The sequence below is a fragment of the Grimontia sp. THUN1695 genome, assembly GCF_059704325.2.
In genome coordinates this window covers 2,753,068-2,768,144 of record NZ_AP046577.1, presented here as the reverse complement: position 1 = coordinate 2,768,144, position 15,077 = coordinate 2,753,068, and the positions used below count along the sequence as shown (strand labels likewise).

Here is a 15,077-nt window from a genome sequence, read left to right as displayed (position 1 = left end):
GTGTCCCATTCGTCTAGAGGCCTAGGACATCGCCCTTTCACGGCGGTAACAGGGGTTCGACTCCCCTATGGGACGCCATTTTTAATCGCACTTTAGAGTGTTGTTAGAAATGGTGCTTCGAAAGAACATCAATGCTCTTTAACAATCTGGAAAGCTGACTAAACAACTTTGTTTCGAAAGAGATAAAGCTTGTTTGTAAAAGTTCTCAAATGTTGACTCTTAAGAGTTAACACCAAACACATTCAAGTGTTCTTGGAATTTGAGTCCGGCGAAATCGTCATCGAACGATGACAAACCTTGGTTGTTTAAAGCTACGAAACCTCTTGGGGTTGTAGGGTTAAGTGACTAAGCGTACACGGTGGATGCCTAGGCAGTCAGAGGCGAAGAAGGACGTGCTAACCTGCGATAAGCCGAGAGAAGACGGTAAGAGTCACGATACTCTCGGATTTCCGAATGGGGAAACCCACTGGCATAAGCCAGTATCATTAACTGAATCCATAGGTTAATGAGGCGAACTCGGGGAACTGAAACATCTAAGTACCCGAAGGAAAAGAAATCAATTGAGATTCCGGCAGTAGCGGCGAGCGACCCCGGACCAGCCCTTAAGCTGATTGTGCGTTAGTGGAAGCCTCTGGAAAGTGGCGCGATACAGGGTGATAGCCCCGTACACGACAACGCACAGTGAGTGAAAACGAGTAAGACGGGACACGTGTTATCTTGTCTGAAGATGGGGGGACCATCCTCCAAGGCTAAATACTCCTGACTGACCGATAGTGAACCAGTACCGTGAGGGAAAGGCGAAAAGAACCCCTGTGAGGGGAGTGAAATAGAACCTGAAACCGTGTACGTACAAGCAGTGGGAGCCTACTTGTTAGGTGACTGCGTACCTTTTGTATAATGGGTCAGCGACTTACGTTATGTAGCAAGGTTAACCGCATAGGGGAGCCGTAGGGAAACCGAGTCTTAACTGGGCGTTCAGTTGCATGACGTAGACCCGAAACCGGGTGATCTAGCCATGGGCAGGTTGAAGATTGAGTAACATCAATTGGAGGACCGAACCGACTAATGTTGAAAAATTAGCGGATGACTTGTGGCTAGGGGTGAAAGGCCAATCAAACCCGGAGATAGCTGGTTCTCCCCGAAAGCTATTTAGGTAGCGCCTCGGACGAATACTACTGGGGGTAGAGCACTGTTAAGGCTAGGGGGTCATCCCGACTTACCAACCCTTTGCAAACTCCGAATACCAGTAAGTAGTATCCGGGAGACACACGGCGGGTGCTAACGTCCGTCGTGGAGAGGGAAACAACCCAGACCGCCAGCTAAGGTCCCCAAGTTATCGCTAAGTGGGAAACGATGTGGGAAGGCTCAGACAGCCAGGATGTTGGCTTAGAAGCAGCCATCATTTAAAGAAAGCGTAATAGCTCACTGGTCGAGTCGGCCTGCGCGGAAGATGTAACGGGGCTAAGCGATACACCGAAGCTGCGGCAGTGTGTTTAGGCACATTGGGTAGGGGAGCGTTCTGTAAGCGGTTGAAGGTGTGCTGTAAGGCATGCTGGACGTATCAGAAGTGCGAATGCTGACATGAGTAACGATAAAGGGGGTGAAAAACCTCCTCGCCGGAAGACCAAGGGTTCCTGTCCAACGTTAATCGGGGCAGGGTAAGTCGGCCCCTAAGGCGAGGCCGAAAGGCGTAGTCGATGGGAAACGGGTTAATATTCCCGTACTGCTGATAACTGCGATGGGGGGACGGAGAAGGCTAGGTGGGCCAGGCGACGGTTGTCCTGGTTCAAGTGCGTAGGTGGGCGAGTTAGGCAAATCCGGCTTGCTATACACTGAGACACGATGTCGAGCTACTACGGTAGTGAAGTCATTGATGCCCTGCTTCCGGGAAAAGCCTCTAAGCTTCAGGTTATCAGTAACCGTACCCCAAACCGACACAGGTGGTCGGGTAGAGAATACCAAGGCGCTTGAGAGAACTCGGGTGAAGGAACTAGGCAAAATGGTACCGTAACTTCGGGAGAAGGTACGCTGCCCGCGGTGAAGTCCCTGGCGGATGGAGCTATGGGCAGTCGCAGATACCAGGTGGCTGCAACTGTTTATTAAAAACATAGCACTGTGCAAACTCGAAAGAGGACGTATACGGTGTGACGCCTGCCCGGTGCTGGAAGGTTAATTGATGGGGTTATCCTTAGGGAGAAGCTCTTGATCGAAGCCCCAGTAAACGGCGGCCGTAACTATAACGGTCCTAAGGTAGCGAAATTCCTTGTCGGGTAAGTTCCGACCTGCACGAATGGCGTAATGATGGCCACGCTGTCTCCACCCGAGACTCAGTGAAATTGAAATCGCAGTGAAGATGCTGTGTACCCGCGGCTAGACGGAAAGACCCCGTGAACCTTTACTACAGCTTGGCACTGAACATTGAGCCTACATGTGTAGGATAGGTGGGAGGCTAAGAAGCGGTGACGCCAGTTGCCGTGGAGCCATCCTTGAAATACCACCCTTGTATGTTTGATGTTCTAACTTGGCCCCATAATCTGGGGTGAGGACAGTGTCTGGTGGGTAGTTTGACTGGGGCGGTCTCCTCCCAAAGCGTAACGGAGGAGCACGAAGGTGGGCTAATCACGGTCGGACATCGTGAGGTTAGTGCAATGGCAAAAGCCCGCTTGACTGCGAGAATGACGGTTCGAGCAGGTGCGAAAGCAGGTCATAGTGATCCGGTGGTTCTGAATGGAAGGGCCATCGCTCAACGGATAAAAGGTACTCCGGGGATAACAGGCTGATACCGCCCAAGAGTTCATATCGACGGCGGTGTTTGGCACCTCGATGTCGGCTCATCACATCCTGGGGCTGAAGTCGGTCCCAAGGGTATGGCTGTTCGCCATTTAAAGTGGTACGCGAGCTGGGTTTAGAACGTCGTGAGACAGTTCGGTCCCTATCTGCCGTGGGCGTTGGAGAATTGAGAGGGGCTGCTCCTAGTACGAGAGGACCGGAGTGGACGAACCTCTGGTGTTCGGGTTGTCACGCCAGTGGCATTGCCCGGTAGCTAAGTTCGGAATTGATAACCGCTGAAAGCATCTAAGCGGGAAGCGAGCCTCGAGATGAGTTCTCCCTGATACTTAAAGTATCCTGAAGGGTTGTTGGAGACGACGACGTAGATAGGCAGGGTGTGTAAGCGCTGTGAGGCGTTGAGCTAACCTGTACTAATTGCCCGAGAGGCTTAACCCTACAACACCCAAGGGGTTTTGGCGGACTCGAAGAGAACACAGAGAATGTGTTGAGAACAGACAGCTTTCCAAGATTTTAATGGGTGTTCCCAGGGCCGAGTTACCCAGGACCGAGAACCCCAATAAAGAATTTGCTTGGCGACCATAGCGTTATGGACCCACCTGACTCCATGCCGAACTCAGAAGTGAAACGTAACAGCGCCGATGGTAGTGTGGGGTCTCCCCATGTGAGAGTAGGACATCGCCAGGCGTCTAATTTAGGTTATTGTGTTTAATACATAGTAATCTGAGTGGAGCGGTAGTTCAGTTGGTTAGAATACCGGCCTGTCACGCCGGGGGTCGCGGGTTCGAGTCCCGTCCGCTCCGCCACTTATTAAGAAGCCCTGCTGGCAATAGCAGGGCTTTTTGCTGTCTGCGTTATTTGATATCTAAAGCTAGATCGTTTTCCTTTCTGCCCTTAAGATTCTCGGAGGCATTCACCTGAAATATGTTCAGATCTTGTTTATAGTTTATGGATGAAGCGAAGCTTGGTCAGCGAAATACGACAACATGTATCTGGGCAAAGAAAAGGATGCGGCTAATTAGGGTCTCGGTGAATCTGATTAGTGAATGAATGGAATGGGTATGAGTAGACATAGTATGTCTTGCATTAAACGTTGAATTCTTCAAGGCGCTTTATGACATGAATGCCAGCATCGCGCATCTCGATACATGCGTTTAGGGTAGTATCATCTGCAATTCCCCGGCATGCTTCCAGGTTGACCCAAACATCAAATCCTCCGCTCTTTTTAAGTTGCAGTGCTGTGGTTTTTACGCAGTAATCAGTAGCGAGCCCACCGACAAGGACTGTTGACACGTTCTTTGCCTTTAACCATTCGATAAGCCCTGTGCTGAGTTTTTCTTGAATGTCATGGAAACAGGCGCCATAAGGATGAAGATCAGGCTCAACCCCCTTCCAAATCACGTGATCGTAATCTGTAATTGCAGGTAATGCAGGGATCGTTTCGAACCCTACAGTCCCCGGGACAGCATGAGAAACCCAAGTCAGATCGGCGTTGGCATGATCTAAAGGTGAGAGCATCTTGTCGTGGTTGTCGACAACCCATACGGCATTAGCGGGATGTGCATCTTTCGTCAGGACGCGAAAATGGGCTTTCCCAGCCTGCTTATTGAGCGCAGGACCAATGTTATCGCCCCCATTAACCGGTAATTCGTTGGGGCAGAGTGGCGTGAAGGTTTTTTGCGGATCAACGTCGATAGATGCAATCACGTTACTTTCCTTAAAGGATCTGGTTGAGCAGATGGTCTGCTTTAATACGTTTGATGCGTTTGAGCAGTTTTTTCACCTGAGGCGGATATGCATCAAGGTTATCAATTTGCTTGTAGCTGCCAATCAGTTGTGTGTGTTCCAGGATCTTTTCGATTTCACGCTGGGCTTCTGTTTCAAGCAGTTTTTGCTTGTCGTGAAGTAAGATGGCATTTTCCAAGTCCAACTTCCAGGCTCGTGGATTAAGGTTATTACCTGTTAGTAGCATGTATGAGCGGTCAACCCAGATACCTTTTAGGTGGAAGCTGTTGTCATCATGCTTCCATAGGTGGATTTTTAGCTGTCGTTTCGCAATGGCTGCTTCATTTCTACGTGCGAAGTTACGCAGATTCATTTCATATAGATAAGGCAACCCGGAAATTGTCTTGAAAGGTTCGCTGGGGGGGATATAAAAATCATTGGCAGTTTTGTCGCCCACGATGATGGTGACATGGACTCCCCGTCGAAGTGCACGCCGGATCTCGCGGGTGACACTGCGTGGCGGGTTGAAGTAAGGTGTGCAAATGATCAGTTCTTCCTCAGCACTGGCGATAAGACGACAGATTTGTATGTTGAGGAGATTTTTTTTCTTACCTAGCCCAACCATAGGTGTCAGGCCTATCTGGTCTTCATTAATAGGTTCGGAGAGAAATTGGTAGCTCGCGTTTTGTAGCCTGGCGCGAAGATCACGAATAGCAGGCTTCAAGACTTTTACGTCAGGGCGATTTGGTTGCGCCAGACATGTCACTGCATCACTGGCGACCAGTGTATTTCCAATAAAGTCAGCCATGCAGTCAGCCAGGTTTTTACTGTTGATGACATGGTAGCGATCGTAACGATAGCGATCGTGTTGTGCCAGATAGACATCATTCAGGCTGGCACCGCTATAAACCACCGTGTCGTCAAAAACAAAGCCTTTTAGGTGAAGGACACCAAATACCTCGCGGTTTCTGACTGGTACACCCAGAACGTCTATTTTATGGGGATATTTCTCTGCGTATTCGCGATAAAGCGCCGCATTGCCATCTGACTTGTCGGCACCAATCAGGCCACGTTGTGCGCGATGCCAGTCGACGAGTACCTTGACATCCAGCGAGGGATTTTTTTGTTTCGCATCGTAAAGCGCATCAAGAATCGTGCGGCCAGCGTCATCATTTTGCAGATAAAGTGCAACCAGATAAATACGGTGTTGAGCGTGGGCTATTTCGTGAAGCAGACGCTCCCTAAAGGTCATCGCATCGAGCAGCGTTTCTAATTGATCTGGACGTTGCGCAATTTTCGGGAGTTGATCGATCAACTGCTTATTGGCAGTAGCTGAAACCATTGTTGCCTCATTCAGTTCGACACTGTGGTCGTGTTAACGCAAATCAAACCCTGTATTGTACCAGAAATCGTACAATTTCTAGTGTTCTTGATGTGTCAGTCATCCCGATTTATCACCAAGATCCCGGGTTGTGTATCATCGGGATAAGATTTTTACCGCTGTTGCAATAGCTTAGGTATCTTCCGTGTAGATCTTCTGGCAATTCACTGACCGCGATAGTGGCAAATCCCACCTTTTCATACATAGCCTTAAGATGGGAGTAAGCCAGACAATAACAGGTTTTCACTTTTATTTGTTGTTTAACAGCAATCAGCAGTGATGTGCCGATGCTCTGTCTTCTCAGTGCTGGGTCTATCAACATACCTGTCAGCAACTGAAAATCACCGAACTGGCGAAACCTCACGGCCCCTTTGAGGCCTGAGATCCCCTCGACCGTCCATATCACTTCATCTTTTTTAGGTTTGCCTGCTGGATAATGGGTCTTGTAAAAGCGCATAACGAGTGGGAAGCGCTGCGGATCTAAGGGGGCGATTCTGTAATTATGCATGGTTACCAAATCACTGTGAATTCAAGGCAGATGGGGTAGTATACGCGGTTAAGACTTTATCAGATTGACGCTACGATCCGAATGAAAACTCTGTCCAATACATCGCTGAAATCTTTTCACACCTTTGGCATAGACATAAACGCCAAGATTATTGTGGAAGCGCAAACGGCGGATGATCTTATCCGCATTTGGCATGATTACGCCAACGAAGCAAAACTCATTGTTGGAGAAGGCAGTAACCTGCTCTTTTGCGAGAACTTCGACGGTGTGGTTGTACTCAATCGCCTGAAAGGGATTGAGGTTGAAGAGACTGAGTTTGACTGGCATTTGCATGTGGCCGGTGGTGAAAACTGGCACCAGTTTGTTCGCTGGACAATTGAAAACGGGATGCCGGGGCTGGAAAACCTGGCACTTATTCCTGGGTTAGTTGGTTCAGCGCCAATTCAGAACATTGGAGCGTATGGGGTTGAACTGAATGAGCGCTGTGAATATGTCGATGTGTTGATGCTGGAAAGCGGCGAAATTGTACGCATGGGAGCGGGTGACTGCGAGTTTGGTTATCGGGACTCTGTGTTCAAACGTGAGCTGAAAGATAAAGCTATCATTGTTGCGGTTGGGCTTAAGCTTTCCAAAATTTGGGTTCCCGTTATTGGTTACGGTGCCCTTAACGATCTCTCCCATAAAGCAGACCTTTCAGCGAAAGCGGTGTTCGAGAAAGTGTGTGAAATCCGTCGTGAGAAATTACCAGATCCAGAGATATTGGGTAATGCTGGCAGTTTCTTCAAAAATCCGGTGGTACCCCGCGAACAGGTAAAAGCCCTGCTTGAGCAGTACGAAAAAATGCCTTCATTTGATGTTTCTGAACGCGAAGTGAAACTGGCGGCGGGGTGGCTTATTGATAAGTGTGGGCTGAAAGGGTACTGCATCGGTGATGCTGCAGTGCACAATAAACAGGCGTTGGTGTTAATCAACAAGGGGAATGCGACCGCAGACAATGTTATCGCATTAGCCAAACATGTGGTGGATACCGTCTATGCACGCTTTGGTGTTCACCTTGAGCATGAAGTGCGATTTATAGGTGCGAGAGAAGAAATCACTCTGGAGGCTGTATGCCAGCACTAGATAACACGCCTCGCCTGGCACTGATTAAACTGCTCGCGGATGGCCAGTTTCATTCCGGTGAAAAGCTGGGCGAATCGCTGGGTATGAGTCGCGCGGCAATCAGTAAGCATATCAAGGTATTGCAGCAATGGGGTGTGGATGTCTTCCGTGTGCAGGGGAAAGGTTATTGTTTGCCTGCTCCTCTCGATCTGCTTGATGAAAAAGTATTGGAGGAAAGATTACAGGTGCCAGGATTTGAACTGATCCCTGTGATTGATTCCACCAATCAATACTTGCTGGACAGAGTAGGGCAAATTCCATCAGGCACAGCCTGTCTGGCAGAGTATCAACAGGCTGGACGCGGCCGTCGCGGCCGGGCATGGTTTTCCCCTTTCGGTACGAATCTTTATCTCTCTCTCTATTGGCGTTTAGATGCTGGTATGGCTGCAGCAATGGGACTTAGCCTGGCCGTTGGTGTTTCTATGGCGGAAACGTTGCAAAAACTTGGCGCAGAGGATGTGAAAGTAAAGTGGCCGAATGACTTGTATTGGCATGACAGAAAGCTCGCCGGCATTTTGGTCGAAATGACCGGGCAAGCCGGGGATGCTGCGCACCTTGTCATTGGAATGGGGCTTAATGTCTCTATGCCTGCTACGGATGAAGTAGACCAGCGTTGGGCGAACCTTAGGGATGCCTGTCAAATACTGCCGGATAAAAATACCCTGGCTGCAGCGTTAATCAATGGTGTGACCGATGCCCTTAAGCAGTACGAAGTGTTCGGCATGGCAGGCTTTGTGGCGCAGTGGGCGCGTTATGATAATTTCCGTGATCGTGCAGTCAAATTATTGCTGGGGGAGCGTGTGGTCAAAGGTATTGCGCGGGGCATCAACGAACAAGGGGCATTATTGCTGGAAACTGACACTGGCATTATACCCTACCTTGGCGGAGAAATAAGCCTGCGCGCTGACGATGGAGTTACTTCCTGACCTTGACAGTTTGTACCGCGTGATTTGCGCCTTTTTGCAGGATCAGCCCTGCGCGTTCACGGGTTGGCAGGATGTTTTCTATCAGGTTTTTACCATTGATCTCTTCCCAAATTCCGGTTGCTGTTTGGACAGCGGCTTCATGGGATAACTTGGTGTAGTGATGGAAGTAAGAGGTTGGATTTTGGAATGCCCCTTTACGGAATGCCATGAACCGTTCGATATACCAGGTTTTCAGCAAATCACTGTCTGCATCAACATAGATAGAGAAGTCGAGAAAATCTGAGATAAACACCCGGTGTGGCTCGTGAGGGTAATCCATGCCGCTTTGCAGGACATTTAACCCTTCAACAATCAGGATATCGGGTTGCTGAACTATTTTGATTTCCTGTGTGATGTCATAGACTAGGTGTGAATACACTGGGGCTTCAACACGCGGCTTACCTGATTTAACGTCAGCAACGAACTGAACCAACCTGCGAATATCATAAGACTCAGGAAAGCCCTTCTTTTTCATTAGGCTACGCGCATTTAATACCTTGTTCGGGTACAGGAAACCATCGGTAGTAATCAGCTCTACCTTAGGGTGTTCTGGCCAGCGCTCGAGCAGAGCCTTGAGCAAGCGAGCTGTTGTGCTTTTACCAACAGCCACACTGCCAGCGATACCGATTACGTAGGGAACGTTGTTGTCTTTTTGTCCCAAAAAGTGTTCCAGCACCTGGGTACGGCTTTTGCGGGCTTTTACATACAGATTCAATAGTCGCGAGAGTGGCAGATAAATGTCACGCACTTCATTCATCGTCAAATGCTCATTAATACCACGTAGCTTTTCGAGATCGGTCTCGTCGAGCGTCATGGGCACTGAATCGCGCAATTCAGACCATTGTTTACGGTCAAATGACAAATAAGGCGTTAGTAAATCACTCATGTTTTTGGTGAATCTGTTTCAATTGAGGAAAGCGACAATACCTTATCCCCAATCATTGTGAAAGTATGATGCCGATTTAAGGATGTGTCATCTAGCTAAAAAGTGGGGCAAATCGATGAATAAATGCACTGCAAGAATGGATTTAGGAAAAATTTTAAAATTACCTATTGCAACGCCAAAAATCATTGCATAGAATGCGCAGCACTTGTCGCCGGCTTAGCTCAGTTGGTAGAGCAACTGACTTGTAATCAGTAGGTCGCCAGTTCGATTCCGGCAGCCGGCACCATAACGACAAAGCAGAACAATTTGGTGGGATTCCCGAGTGGCCAAAGGGATCAGACTGTAAATCTGACGGCTCAGCCTTCGAAGGTTCGAATCCTTCTCCCACCACCATATTTCAGATAGTTTGAATAGCTCTACGAGAAACTGAAAGCGGGCATCGTATAATGGCTATTACCTCAGCCTTCCAAGCTGATGATGCGGGTTCGATTCCCGCTGCCCGCTCCAATCTTAACGTGCTGATATAGCTCAGTCGGTAGAGCGCACCCTTGGTAAGGGTGAGGTCCCCAGTTCAAATCTGGGTATCAGCACCACGCTTTCTCCCCCAAGTTACTTCAAGCCATTTGTCATATACTCAACAAAAAAACATTTGTTGTATGTGTGGTCGTTATGCCACCGAAATACCGTGCTTAGAGGGACTGTCATGTCTAAAGAAAAATTTGAACGTACGAAACCGCACGTTAACGTTGGTACTATCGGCCACGTTGACCACGGTAAAACTACTCTGACCGCAGCAATCTGTACTGTACTGGCGAAAAACTACGGCGGTGCAGCGCGTGACTTCGCATCTATCGACAACGCACCAGAAGAGCGTGAGCGTGGTATTACTATCTCTACTTCACACGTAGAGTACGATACTCCTTCACGTCACTACGCGCACGTAGACTGCCCAGGACACGCTGACTATGTGAAAAACATGATCACCGGTGCTGCGCAAATGGACGGTGGTATCCTGGTTGTTGCGGCAACTGACGGTCCAATGCCACAAACTCGTGAGCACATCCTGCTGGGTCGCCAGGTAGGTATTCCATACATCCTTGTTTTCATGAACAAGTGTGACATGGTTGACGACGAAGAGCTGCTGGAACTGGTAGAGATGGAAGTGCGTGAGCTGCTGTCTGAGTACGACTTCCCAGGCGACGACTGCCCAGTTATTCGCGGTTCTGCACTGGGTGCACTGAACGGTGAAGCTGAGTGGGAAGCGAAGATCATCGAACTGGCAGAAGCGCTGGATTCTTACATTCCAGAGCCAGAGCGTGCGATCGACAAGCCATTCATCCTGCCAATCGAAGACGTATTCTCAATCCAAGGCCGTGGTACAGTTGTAACCGGTCGTGTTGAGCAAGGTGTTATCACTGTCGGTGACGAAGTTGAAATCATTGGTATTCGTGAGACCACCAAGACCACTTGTACCGGTGTTGAAATGTTCCGTAAGCTTCTGGACGAAGGCCGTGCAGGTGAGAACGTAGGTGTTCTGCTGCGTGGTACCAAGCGTGACGAAGTTGAGCGTGGTCAAGTACTGGCGAAACCAGGTTCTATCACTCCTCACACTACTTTCGAGTCAGAAGTATACGTTCTGTCTAAAGACGAAGGCGGCCGTCATACTCCGTTCTTCAAAGGCTACCGTCCACAGTTCTACTTCCGTACAACTGACGTGACCGGTACTATCGAACTGCCAGAAGGCGTTGAGATGGTAATGCCAGGCGACAACATCAAGATGATCGTTACTCTGATCGCGCCAATCGCAATGGACGAAGGTCTGCGCTTCGCAATCCGTGAAGGTGGCCGTACCGTTGGTGCAGGTGTTGTTGCTAAAATCATCGAATAAGATTTGACGACGCACTAGCAAAAAGGGCATCATTTGATGCCCTTTTTCTGCGCCAAACCATTGGATTGAACTTTTTTTCACCGATTTGTCGCAGTGGTTATTGTTTTAGGGATAAGAAAATAAACGATTGCTTCAACCAAACGTGATTTTCCTTATTCCTTTACCTCGCTGACGCGAGGTTGTTGTCGTCTATGAAGTAGACTAGTTACAGGTAGAATGTATGAAAGCGAATGCTGAAGCCCCAACCGGGTCAATGGACACCCTGAAATGGGTTGTGGTCTTTGCCTTATTGGCTGTGGCAGTAGTGGGAAATAGCCTGTACAGTGATATGTCTGTCGTGCTTCGGGCTGCAGCCGTTGTTGTACTAGTTGCTGCTGCTGCTGGTGTCGCTGCACTGACTGCCAAAGGTAAAGCAGCGATCACCTTTGCACGTGAATCACGTATGGAAGTGCGTAAAGTCGTTTGGCCAACCCGCCAGGAAACTTTACAGACCACTCTCATCGTTCTGGCTGTCACTGTCGTCATGGCGCTCATCCTGTGGGGCATCGACGGAATCATGGTCCGTCTGGTCCGCCTAATCACTGGCGTGTGAGGTTAACTACATGAGCGAAGCTCCGAAAAAACGTTGGTATGTTGTTCAAGCGTTCTCCGGTTTTGAAGGCCGGGTAGCAAAATCCTTGAAAGAACATATCAAGATGCACGAGATGGAAGACTACTTTGGTGAGGTTTTGGTACCTACCGAGGAAGTGGTTGAAATGCGCGCAGGTCAGCGTCGCAAGAGCGAGCGTAAGTTCTTCCCTGGTTATGTTCTGGTTCAGATGCTGATGAACGACGAGTCATGGCACCTGGTACGTAGTGTACCTCGTGTGATGGGTTTTATCGGCGGTACGCCAGATCGCCCTGCACCGATTTCTGACAAAGAAGCGGATGCGATCCTGAACCGTCTGGAGAAAGCGAGCGAGTCGCCAGTGCATAAAACCGTGTACGAAGCTGGTGAAGTGGTACGCGTGACCGAAGGCCCGTTTGCGGACTTTAACGGCGTGGTTGAAGAAGTGGATTATGAAAAGAGCCGCCTGAAAGTGTCGGTGTCCATCTTTGGCCGTGCTACACCGGTAGAACTGGAATTTGGCCAGGTAGAAAAAACCTGATCATTTTTTGCACGGGAACAGTTGCTAGGGGCGTGAAATTTGAATACAATTTCGCGCCCTTTTGTTAAACGGGGAGTCTGCTTGCTAAAAGTAGACGTTTGAACCCAAATTTAGGTATTGAATAATGGCTAAAAAAGTAGAAGCTTACATCAAGCTGCAAGTTGCAGCTGGTATGGCTAACCCAAGTCCACCAGTTGGTCCTGCTCTGGGTCAGCATGGGGTTAACATCATGGAATTCTGTAAAGCGTTCAACGCACGTACAGAGTCTATGGAAAAAGGCCTGCCTATCCCAGTGGTTATCTCTGTATACAGTGACCGCTCTTTCACTTTCGAAACTAAGACACCACCTGCGGCAGTTCTGCTGAAAAAAGCTGCTGGCATTAAGTCTGGTTCAGGCCGCCCTAACACTGAGAAAGTAGGTACTGTTACCGACGCTCAGATCCAGGAAATCGCGGAAACTAAAGCGAAAGACATGACTGGTGCAGACATTGAAGCGATGAAACGCTCAATCGCTGGTACCGCTCGTTCAATGGGTCTGGTAGTAGAGGGTTAAGACAATGGCAAAACTGACTAAGCGCATGCGCGTGATCCGCGAGAAAGTTGATGCGACTCGTGAGTACGACATCAACGAAGCTGTTGCTCTTCTGAAAGAACTGGCTACTGCTAAATTCGTTGAAAGTGTAGACGTTGCTGTAAACCTGGGCATCGATGCACGTAAATCAGACCAAAACGTTCGTGGCGCAACTGTACTGCCACACGGCACTGGCCGTGACATCCGCGTAGCGGTATTCACTCAGGGTGCGAACGCAGAAGCGGCAAAAGAAGCGGGTGCTGACGTTGTTGGTATGGAAGACCTGGCTGAGCAAGTGAAGAAAGGCGAGATGAACTTCGACGTTGTTATCGCATCACCAGATGCAATGCGCGTTGTAGGTCAACTGGGTACTATCCTGGGTCCTCGTGGTCTGATGCCAAACCCGAAAGTGGGCACTGTAACGCCTAACGTTGCAGAAGCGGTTAAGAACGCGAAAGCAGGCCAGGTTCGTTACCGTAACGACAAGAACGGTATCATCCACACCACCATCGGTAAGGTTGATTTCGACGCTGACAAGCTGAAAGGTAACCTGGAAGCGCTGCTGGTTGCTCTGAAGAAAGCGAAGCCTTCTTCAGCAAAAGGTGCTTTCATCAAGAAAGTCAGCATCTCTACCACTATGGGTGCAGGTGTAGCGATCGACCAGAACACACTGGACACGAACGCAAACTAATTGCTTGAAGCGACGGATTGCTGTATGATTTGTCGCTTCGAATTCATGGCTAAGTCCGGCTTGCCGGGCTTCGTCCAAGACCGTAGGTGTCAAGTTTTTCGGAACGGAGACTTAATCATTACCTACGTAGACGGTGCCAGAACATGATAGATATATTTCTTTCTTGGATCTGCACCGTAATGACTCTCCTGCTGTGAAGCAGCGAGTGGTGTAAAAACAATCCAGGAGCAAATCCAAATGGCATTAAATCTTCAAGACAAAAAAGCAATTGTTGCTGAAGTCAACGAAGCTGCCAGCGGTGCCCTGTCTGCAGTTGTAGCTGATTCTCGCGGTGTAACAGTTGGCGCGATGACGAATCTACGTAAACAAGCGCGTGAAGCGGGTGTTTACATGAAAGTCGTTCGTAACACACTGGCACGTCGTGCAGTGGAAGGCACTGACTATGAATGTCTGAAAGACGTTTTTGTTGGTCCTACACTGATTGCGTTCTCTACTGAGCACCCAGGTGCTGCAGCGCGTCTTTTCAAAGACTTCGCGAAAGAGAACAAAAACTTTGAAATCAAAGCTGCTGCATTCGAAGGCGCACTGACTGACGCTGAAGTACTGGCAACACTGCCAACTTACGACGAAGCTATCGCACGTCTGATGATGTGCATGAAAGAAGCGTCTGCTGGCAAGCTGGTTCGCACTATCGCGGCTATCCGCGATCAGAAAGAAGCTGCGTAATTCGCATTGCTTTTTACTGGTTGCTAATTAAACTAATTGTTGACTTTAAAGAGAATTGTTATGTCTATCACTAACGAGCAAATCCTAGACGCAATTGCAGAAATGTCTGTAATGCAAGTTGTTGAACTGATCGAAGCAATGGAAGAGAAATTCGGTGTTACTGCTGCTGCTGCAGTAGTAGCTGGCGGCGCAGTTGCTGGTGAAGCGGCTGAAGAGCAAACTGAATTCGACGTAATCCTGACTGCTGCTGGTGCAAACAAAGTTGCAGTAATCAAAGCAGTTCGTGGCGCAACTGGTCTGGGCCTGAAAGAAGCGAAAGCAGTTGTTGACGGCGCTCCAGCTCCTCTGAAAGAAGGTGTTTCTAAAGAAGAAGCTGAAGCACTGAAGAAAGAACTGGAAGAAGCTGGTGCTTCTGTTGAAGTTAAGTAATTATTGCTTAGCTTCCTAGCCTGAAAAGGCTAATGGCTGGTGGCTAAATGGCCACCGGCCTTTTTGCGCTGTAGGGCAGTAGTGAATTTTGCACCCCGTTTAGTCACTGCTGACCATGCAAAAGCATCGGAATTAACCCTCTGATGTTCCTACAGTAAACGGTTGGTTATTAGTTACTGTCCCTCAGTCTGGACAGTTTGGGTCACTTATC

13 protein-coding genes, 6 tRNA genes and 2 rRNA genes are annotated in these 15,077 nt (G+C 48.9%); 17 read left to right on the top strand and 4 right to left on the bottom strand.

Annotated features, from left to right (window positions below; all coding sequences use genetic code 11):
* Positions 1–2 precede the first annotated feature (2 nt).
* The 4 genes from AC6IB1_RS16035 to AC6IB1_RS16020 all read left to right on the top strand — a co-directional run bounded on the left by AC6IB1_RS16035 (position 3) and on the right by AC6IB1_RS16020 (position 3,593).
* A tRNA-Glu gene (locus tag AC6IB1_RS16035) sits at positions 3–78 on the top strand.
* Positions 79–335: 257 nt separating this feature from the next.
* A 23S ribosomal RNA gene (locus AC6IB1_RS16030) occupies positions 336–3,225 on the top strand.
* A 133-nt stretch (positions 3,226–3,358) separates the two neighbouring features.
* Positions 3,359–3,474 (top strand): 5S ribosomal RNA (gene rrf / locus AC6IB1_RS16025).
* A gap of 42 nt (positions 3,475–3,516) precedes the next feature.
* Positions 3,517–3,593 (top strand) — tRNA-Asp (locus AC6IB1_RS16020).
* Between the two features lie 280 nt (positions 3,594–3,873).
* On the opposite strand, the gene AC6IB1_RS16015 is transcribed toward AC6IB1_RS16020, so the two are convergent.
* The 3 genes from AC6IB1_RS16015 to AC6IB1_RS16005 form a co-directional block, all read right to left on the bottom strand.
* Positions 3,874–4,494 (bottom strand): nicotinamidase, encoded by a 621-nt coding sequence (locus tag AC6IB1_RS16015; protein ID WP_497567465.1) that lies wholly within the window; start codon positions 4,492–4,494, stop codon positions 3,874–3,876.
* Between the two features lie 10 nt (positions 4,495–4,504).
* Positions 4,505–5,854 carry a CDP-diacylglycerol--serine O-phosphatidyltransferase gene (gene pssA, locus AC6IB1_RS16010; protein ID WP_497567464.1) on the bottom strand — a complete coding sequence of 450 codons (1,350 nt, stop codon included), beginning with the start codon at positions 5,852–5,854 and terminating at the stop codon, positions 4,505–4,507.
* Between the two features lie 112 nt (positions 5,855–5,966).
* A complete protein-coding gene (locus AC6IB1_RS16005) occupies positions 5,967–6,401 on the bottom strand; it encodes a GNAT family N-acetyltransferase (RefSeq protein WP_497567463.1) in 435 nt (144 codons plus the stop codon).
* An 81-nt stretch (positions 6,402–6,482) separates the two neighbouring features.
* Between AC6IB1_RS16005 and murB the strand changes: the two genes are divergently transcribed.
* Both murB and birA read left to right on the top strand, forming a co-directional pair.
* Positions 6,483–7,523, top strand: a complete 1,041-nt coding sequence (gene murB, locus AC6IB1_RS16000) for a UDP-N-acetylmuramate dehydrogenase (protein ID WP_497567462.1) — start codon at positions 6,483–6,485, stop codon at positions 7,521–7,523.
* Complete coding sequence (gene birA / locus AC6IB1_RS15995; protein ID WP_497567461.1) at positions 7,511–8,488, top strand: bifunctional biotin--[acetyl-CoA-carboxylase] ligase/biotin operon repressor BirA; 978 nt, start codon at positions 7,511–7,513, stop codon at positions 8,486–8,488. Before murB ends, birA begins: the two co-directional genes overlap by 13 nt.
* On the opposite strand, the gene coaA is transcribed toward birA, so the two are convergent.
* Entirely contained in the window at positions 8,478–9,413 is a 936-nt protein-coding gene (gene coaA, locus AC6IB1_RS15990) for a type I pantothenate kinase (RefSeq protein WP_497567460.1), read from the bottom strand. The two genes, birA and coaA, sit on opposite strands and share 11 nt — an antisense overlap.
* A 210-nt stretch (positions 9,414–9,623) precedes the next feature.
* Here coaA and AC6IB1_RS15985 point away from each other — a divergent pair.
* The 11 genes from AC6IB1_RS15985 (at position 9,624) to rplL (ending at position 14,866) form a co-directional block, all read left to right on the top strand.
* Positions 9,624–9,699 (top strand) — tRNA-Thr (locus AC6IB1_RS15985).
* 22 nt (positions 9,700–9,721) lie between these two features.
* Positions 9,722–9,806 (top strand) — tRNA-Tyr (locus tag AC6IB1_RS15980).
* A gap of 39 nt (positions 9,807–9,845) precedes the next feature.
* Positions 9,846–9,920, top strand: a tRNA-Gly gene (locus tag AC6IB1_RS15975).
* Between the two features lie 10 nt (positions 9,921–9,930).
* Positions 9,931–10,006, top strand: a tRNA-Thr gene (locus tag AC6IB1_RS15970).
* Positions 10,007–10,116: 110 nt separating this feature from the next.
* The gene (tuf, locus tag AC6IB1_RS15965; RefSeq protein WP_005501217.1) at positions 10,117–11,301 is read left to right on the top strand and encodes an elongation factor Tu; all 1,185 of its coding nucleotides are present in this window, start codon (positions 10,117–10,119) and stop codon (positions 11,299–11,301) included.
* Positions 11,302–11,521: 220 nt separating this feature from the next.
* The gene (gene secE / locus AC6IB1_RS15960; RefSeq protein WP_005501214.1) at positions 11,522–11,893 is read left to right on the top strand and encodes a preprotein translocase subunit SecE; all 372 of its coding nucleotides are present in this window, start codon (positions 11,522–11,524) and stop codon (positions 11,891–11,893) included.
* A gap of 10 nt (positions 11,894–11,903) precedes the next feature.
* Positions 11,904–12,449, top strand: coding sequence for a transcription termination/antitermination protein NusG (gene nusG / locus AC6IB1_RS15955; protein ID WP_005501213.1), 546 nt, complete (start codon positions 11,904–11,906; stop codon positions 12,447–12,449).
* Positions 12,450–12,573: 124 nt separating this feature from the next.
* Positions 12,574–13,002, top strand: coding sequence for a 50S ribosomal protein L11 (gene rplK / locus AC6IB1_RS15950; RefSeq protein ID WP_005501212.1), 429 nt, complete (start codon positions 12,574–12,576; stop codon positions 13,000–13,002).
* A 4-nt stretch (positions 13,003–13,006) separates the two neighbouring features.
* Positions 13,007–13,711: a 50S ribosomal protein L1 gene (rplA, locus tag AC6IB1_RS15945; RefSeq protein ID WP_497567459.1), complete on the top strand. Its 705-nt coding sequence runs from the start codon at positions 13,007–13,009 to the stop codon at positions 13,709–13,711.
* Positions 13,712–13,948: 237 nt separating this feature from the next.
* On the top strand, positions 13,949–14,437 hold the full coding sequence (rplJ, locus tag AC6IB1_RS15940) for a 50S ribosomal protein L10 (RefSeq protein ID WP_005501210.1): 489 nt from the start codon (positions 13,949–13,951) through the stop codon (positions 14,435–14,437).
* A 60-nt stretch (positions 14,438–14,497) separates the two neighbouring features.
* Positions 14,498–14,866 carry a 50S ribosomal protein L7/L12 gene (gene rplL, locus AC6IB1_RS15935; protein ID WP_005501201.1) on the top strand — a complete coding sequence of 123 codons (369 nt, stop codon included), beginning with the start codon at positions 14,498–14,500 and terminating at the stop codon, positions 14,864–14,866.
* Positions 14,867–15,077 lie beyond the last annotated feature (211 nt).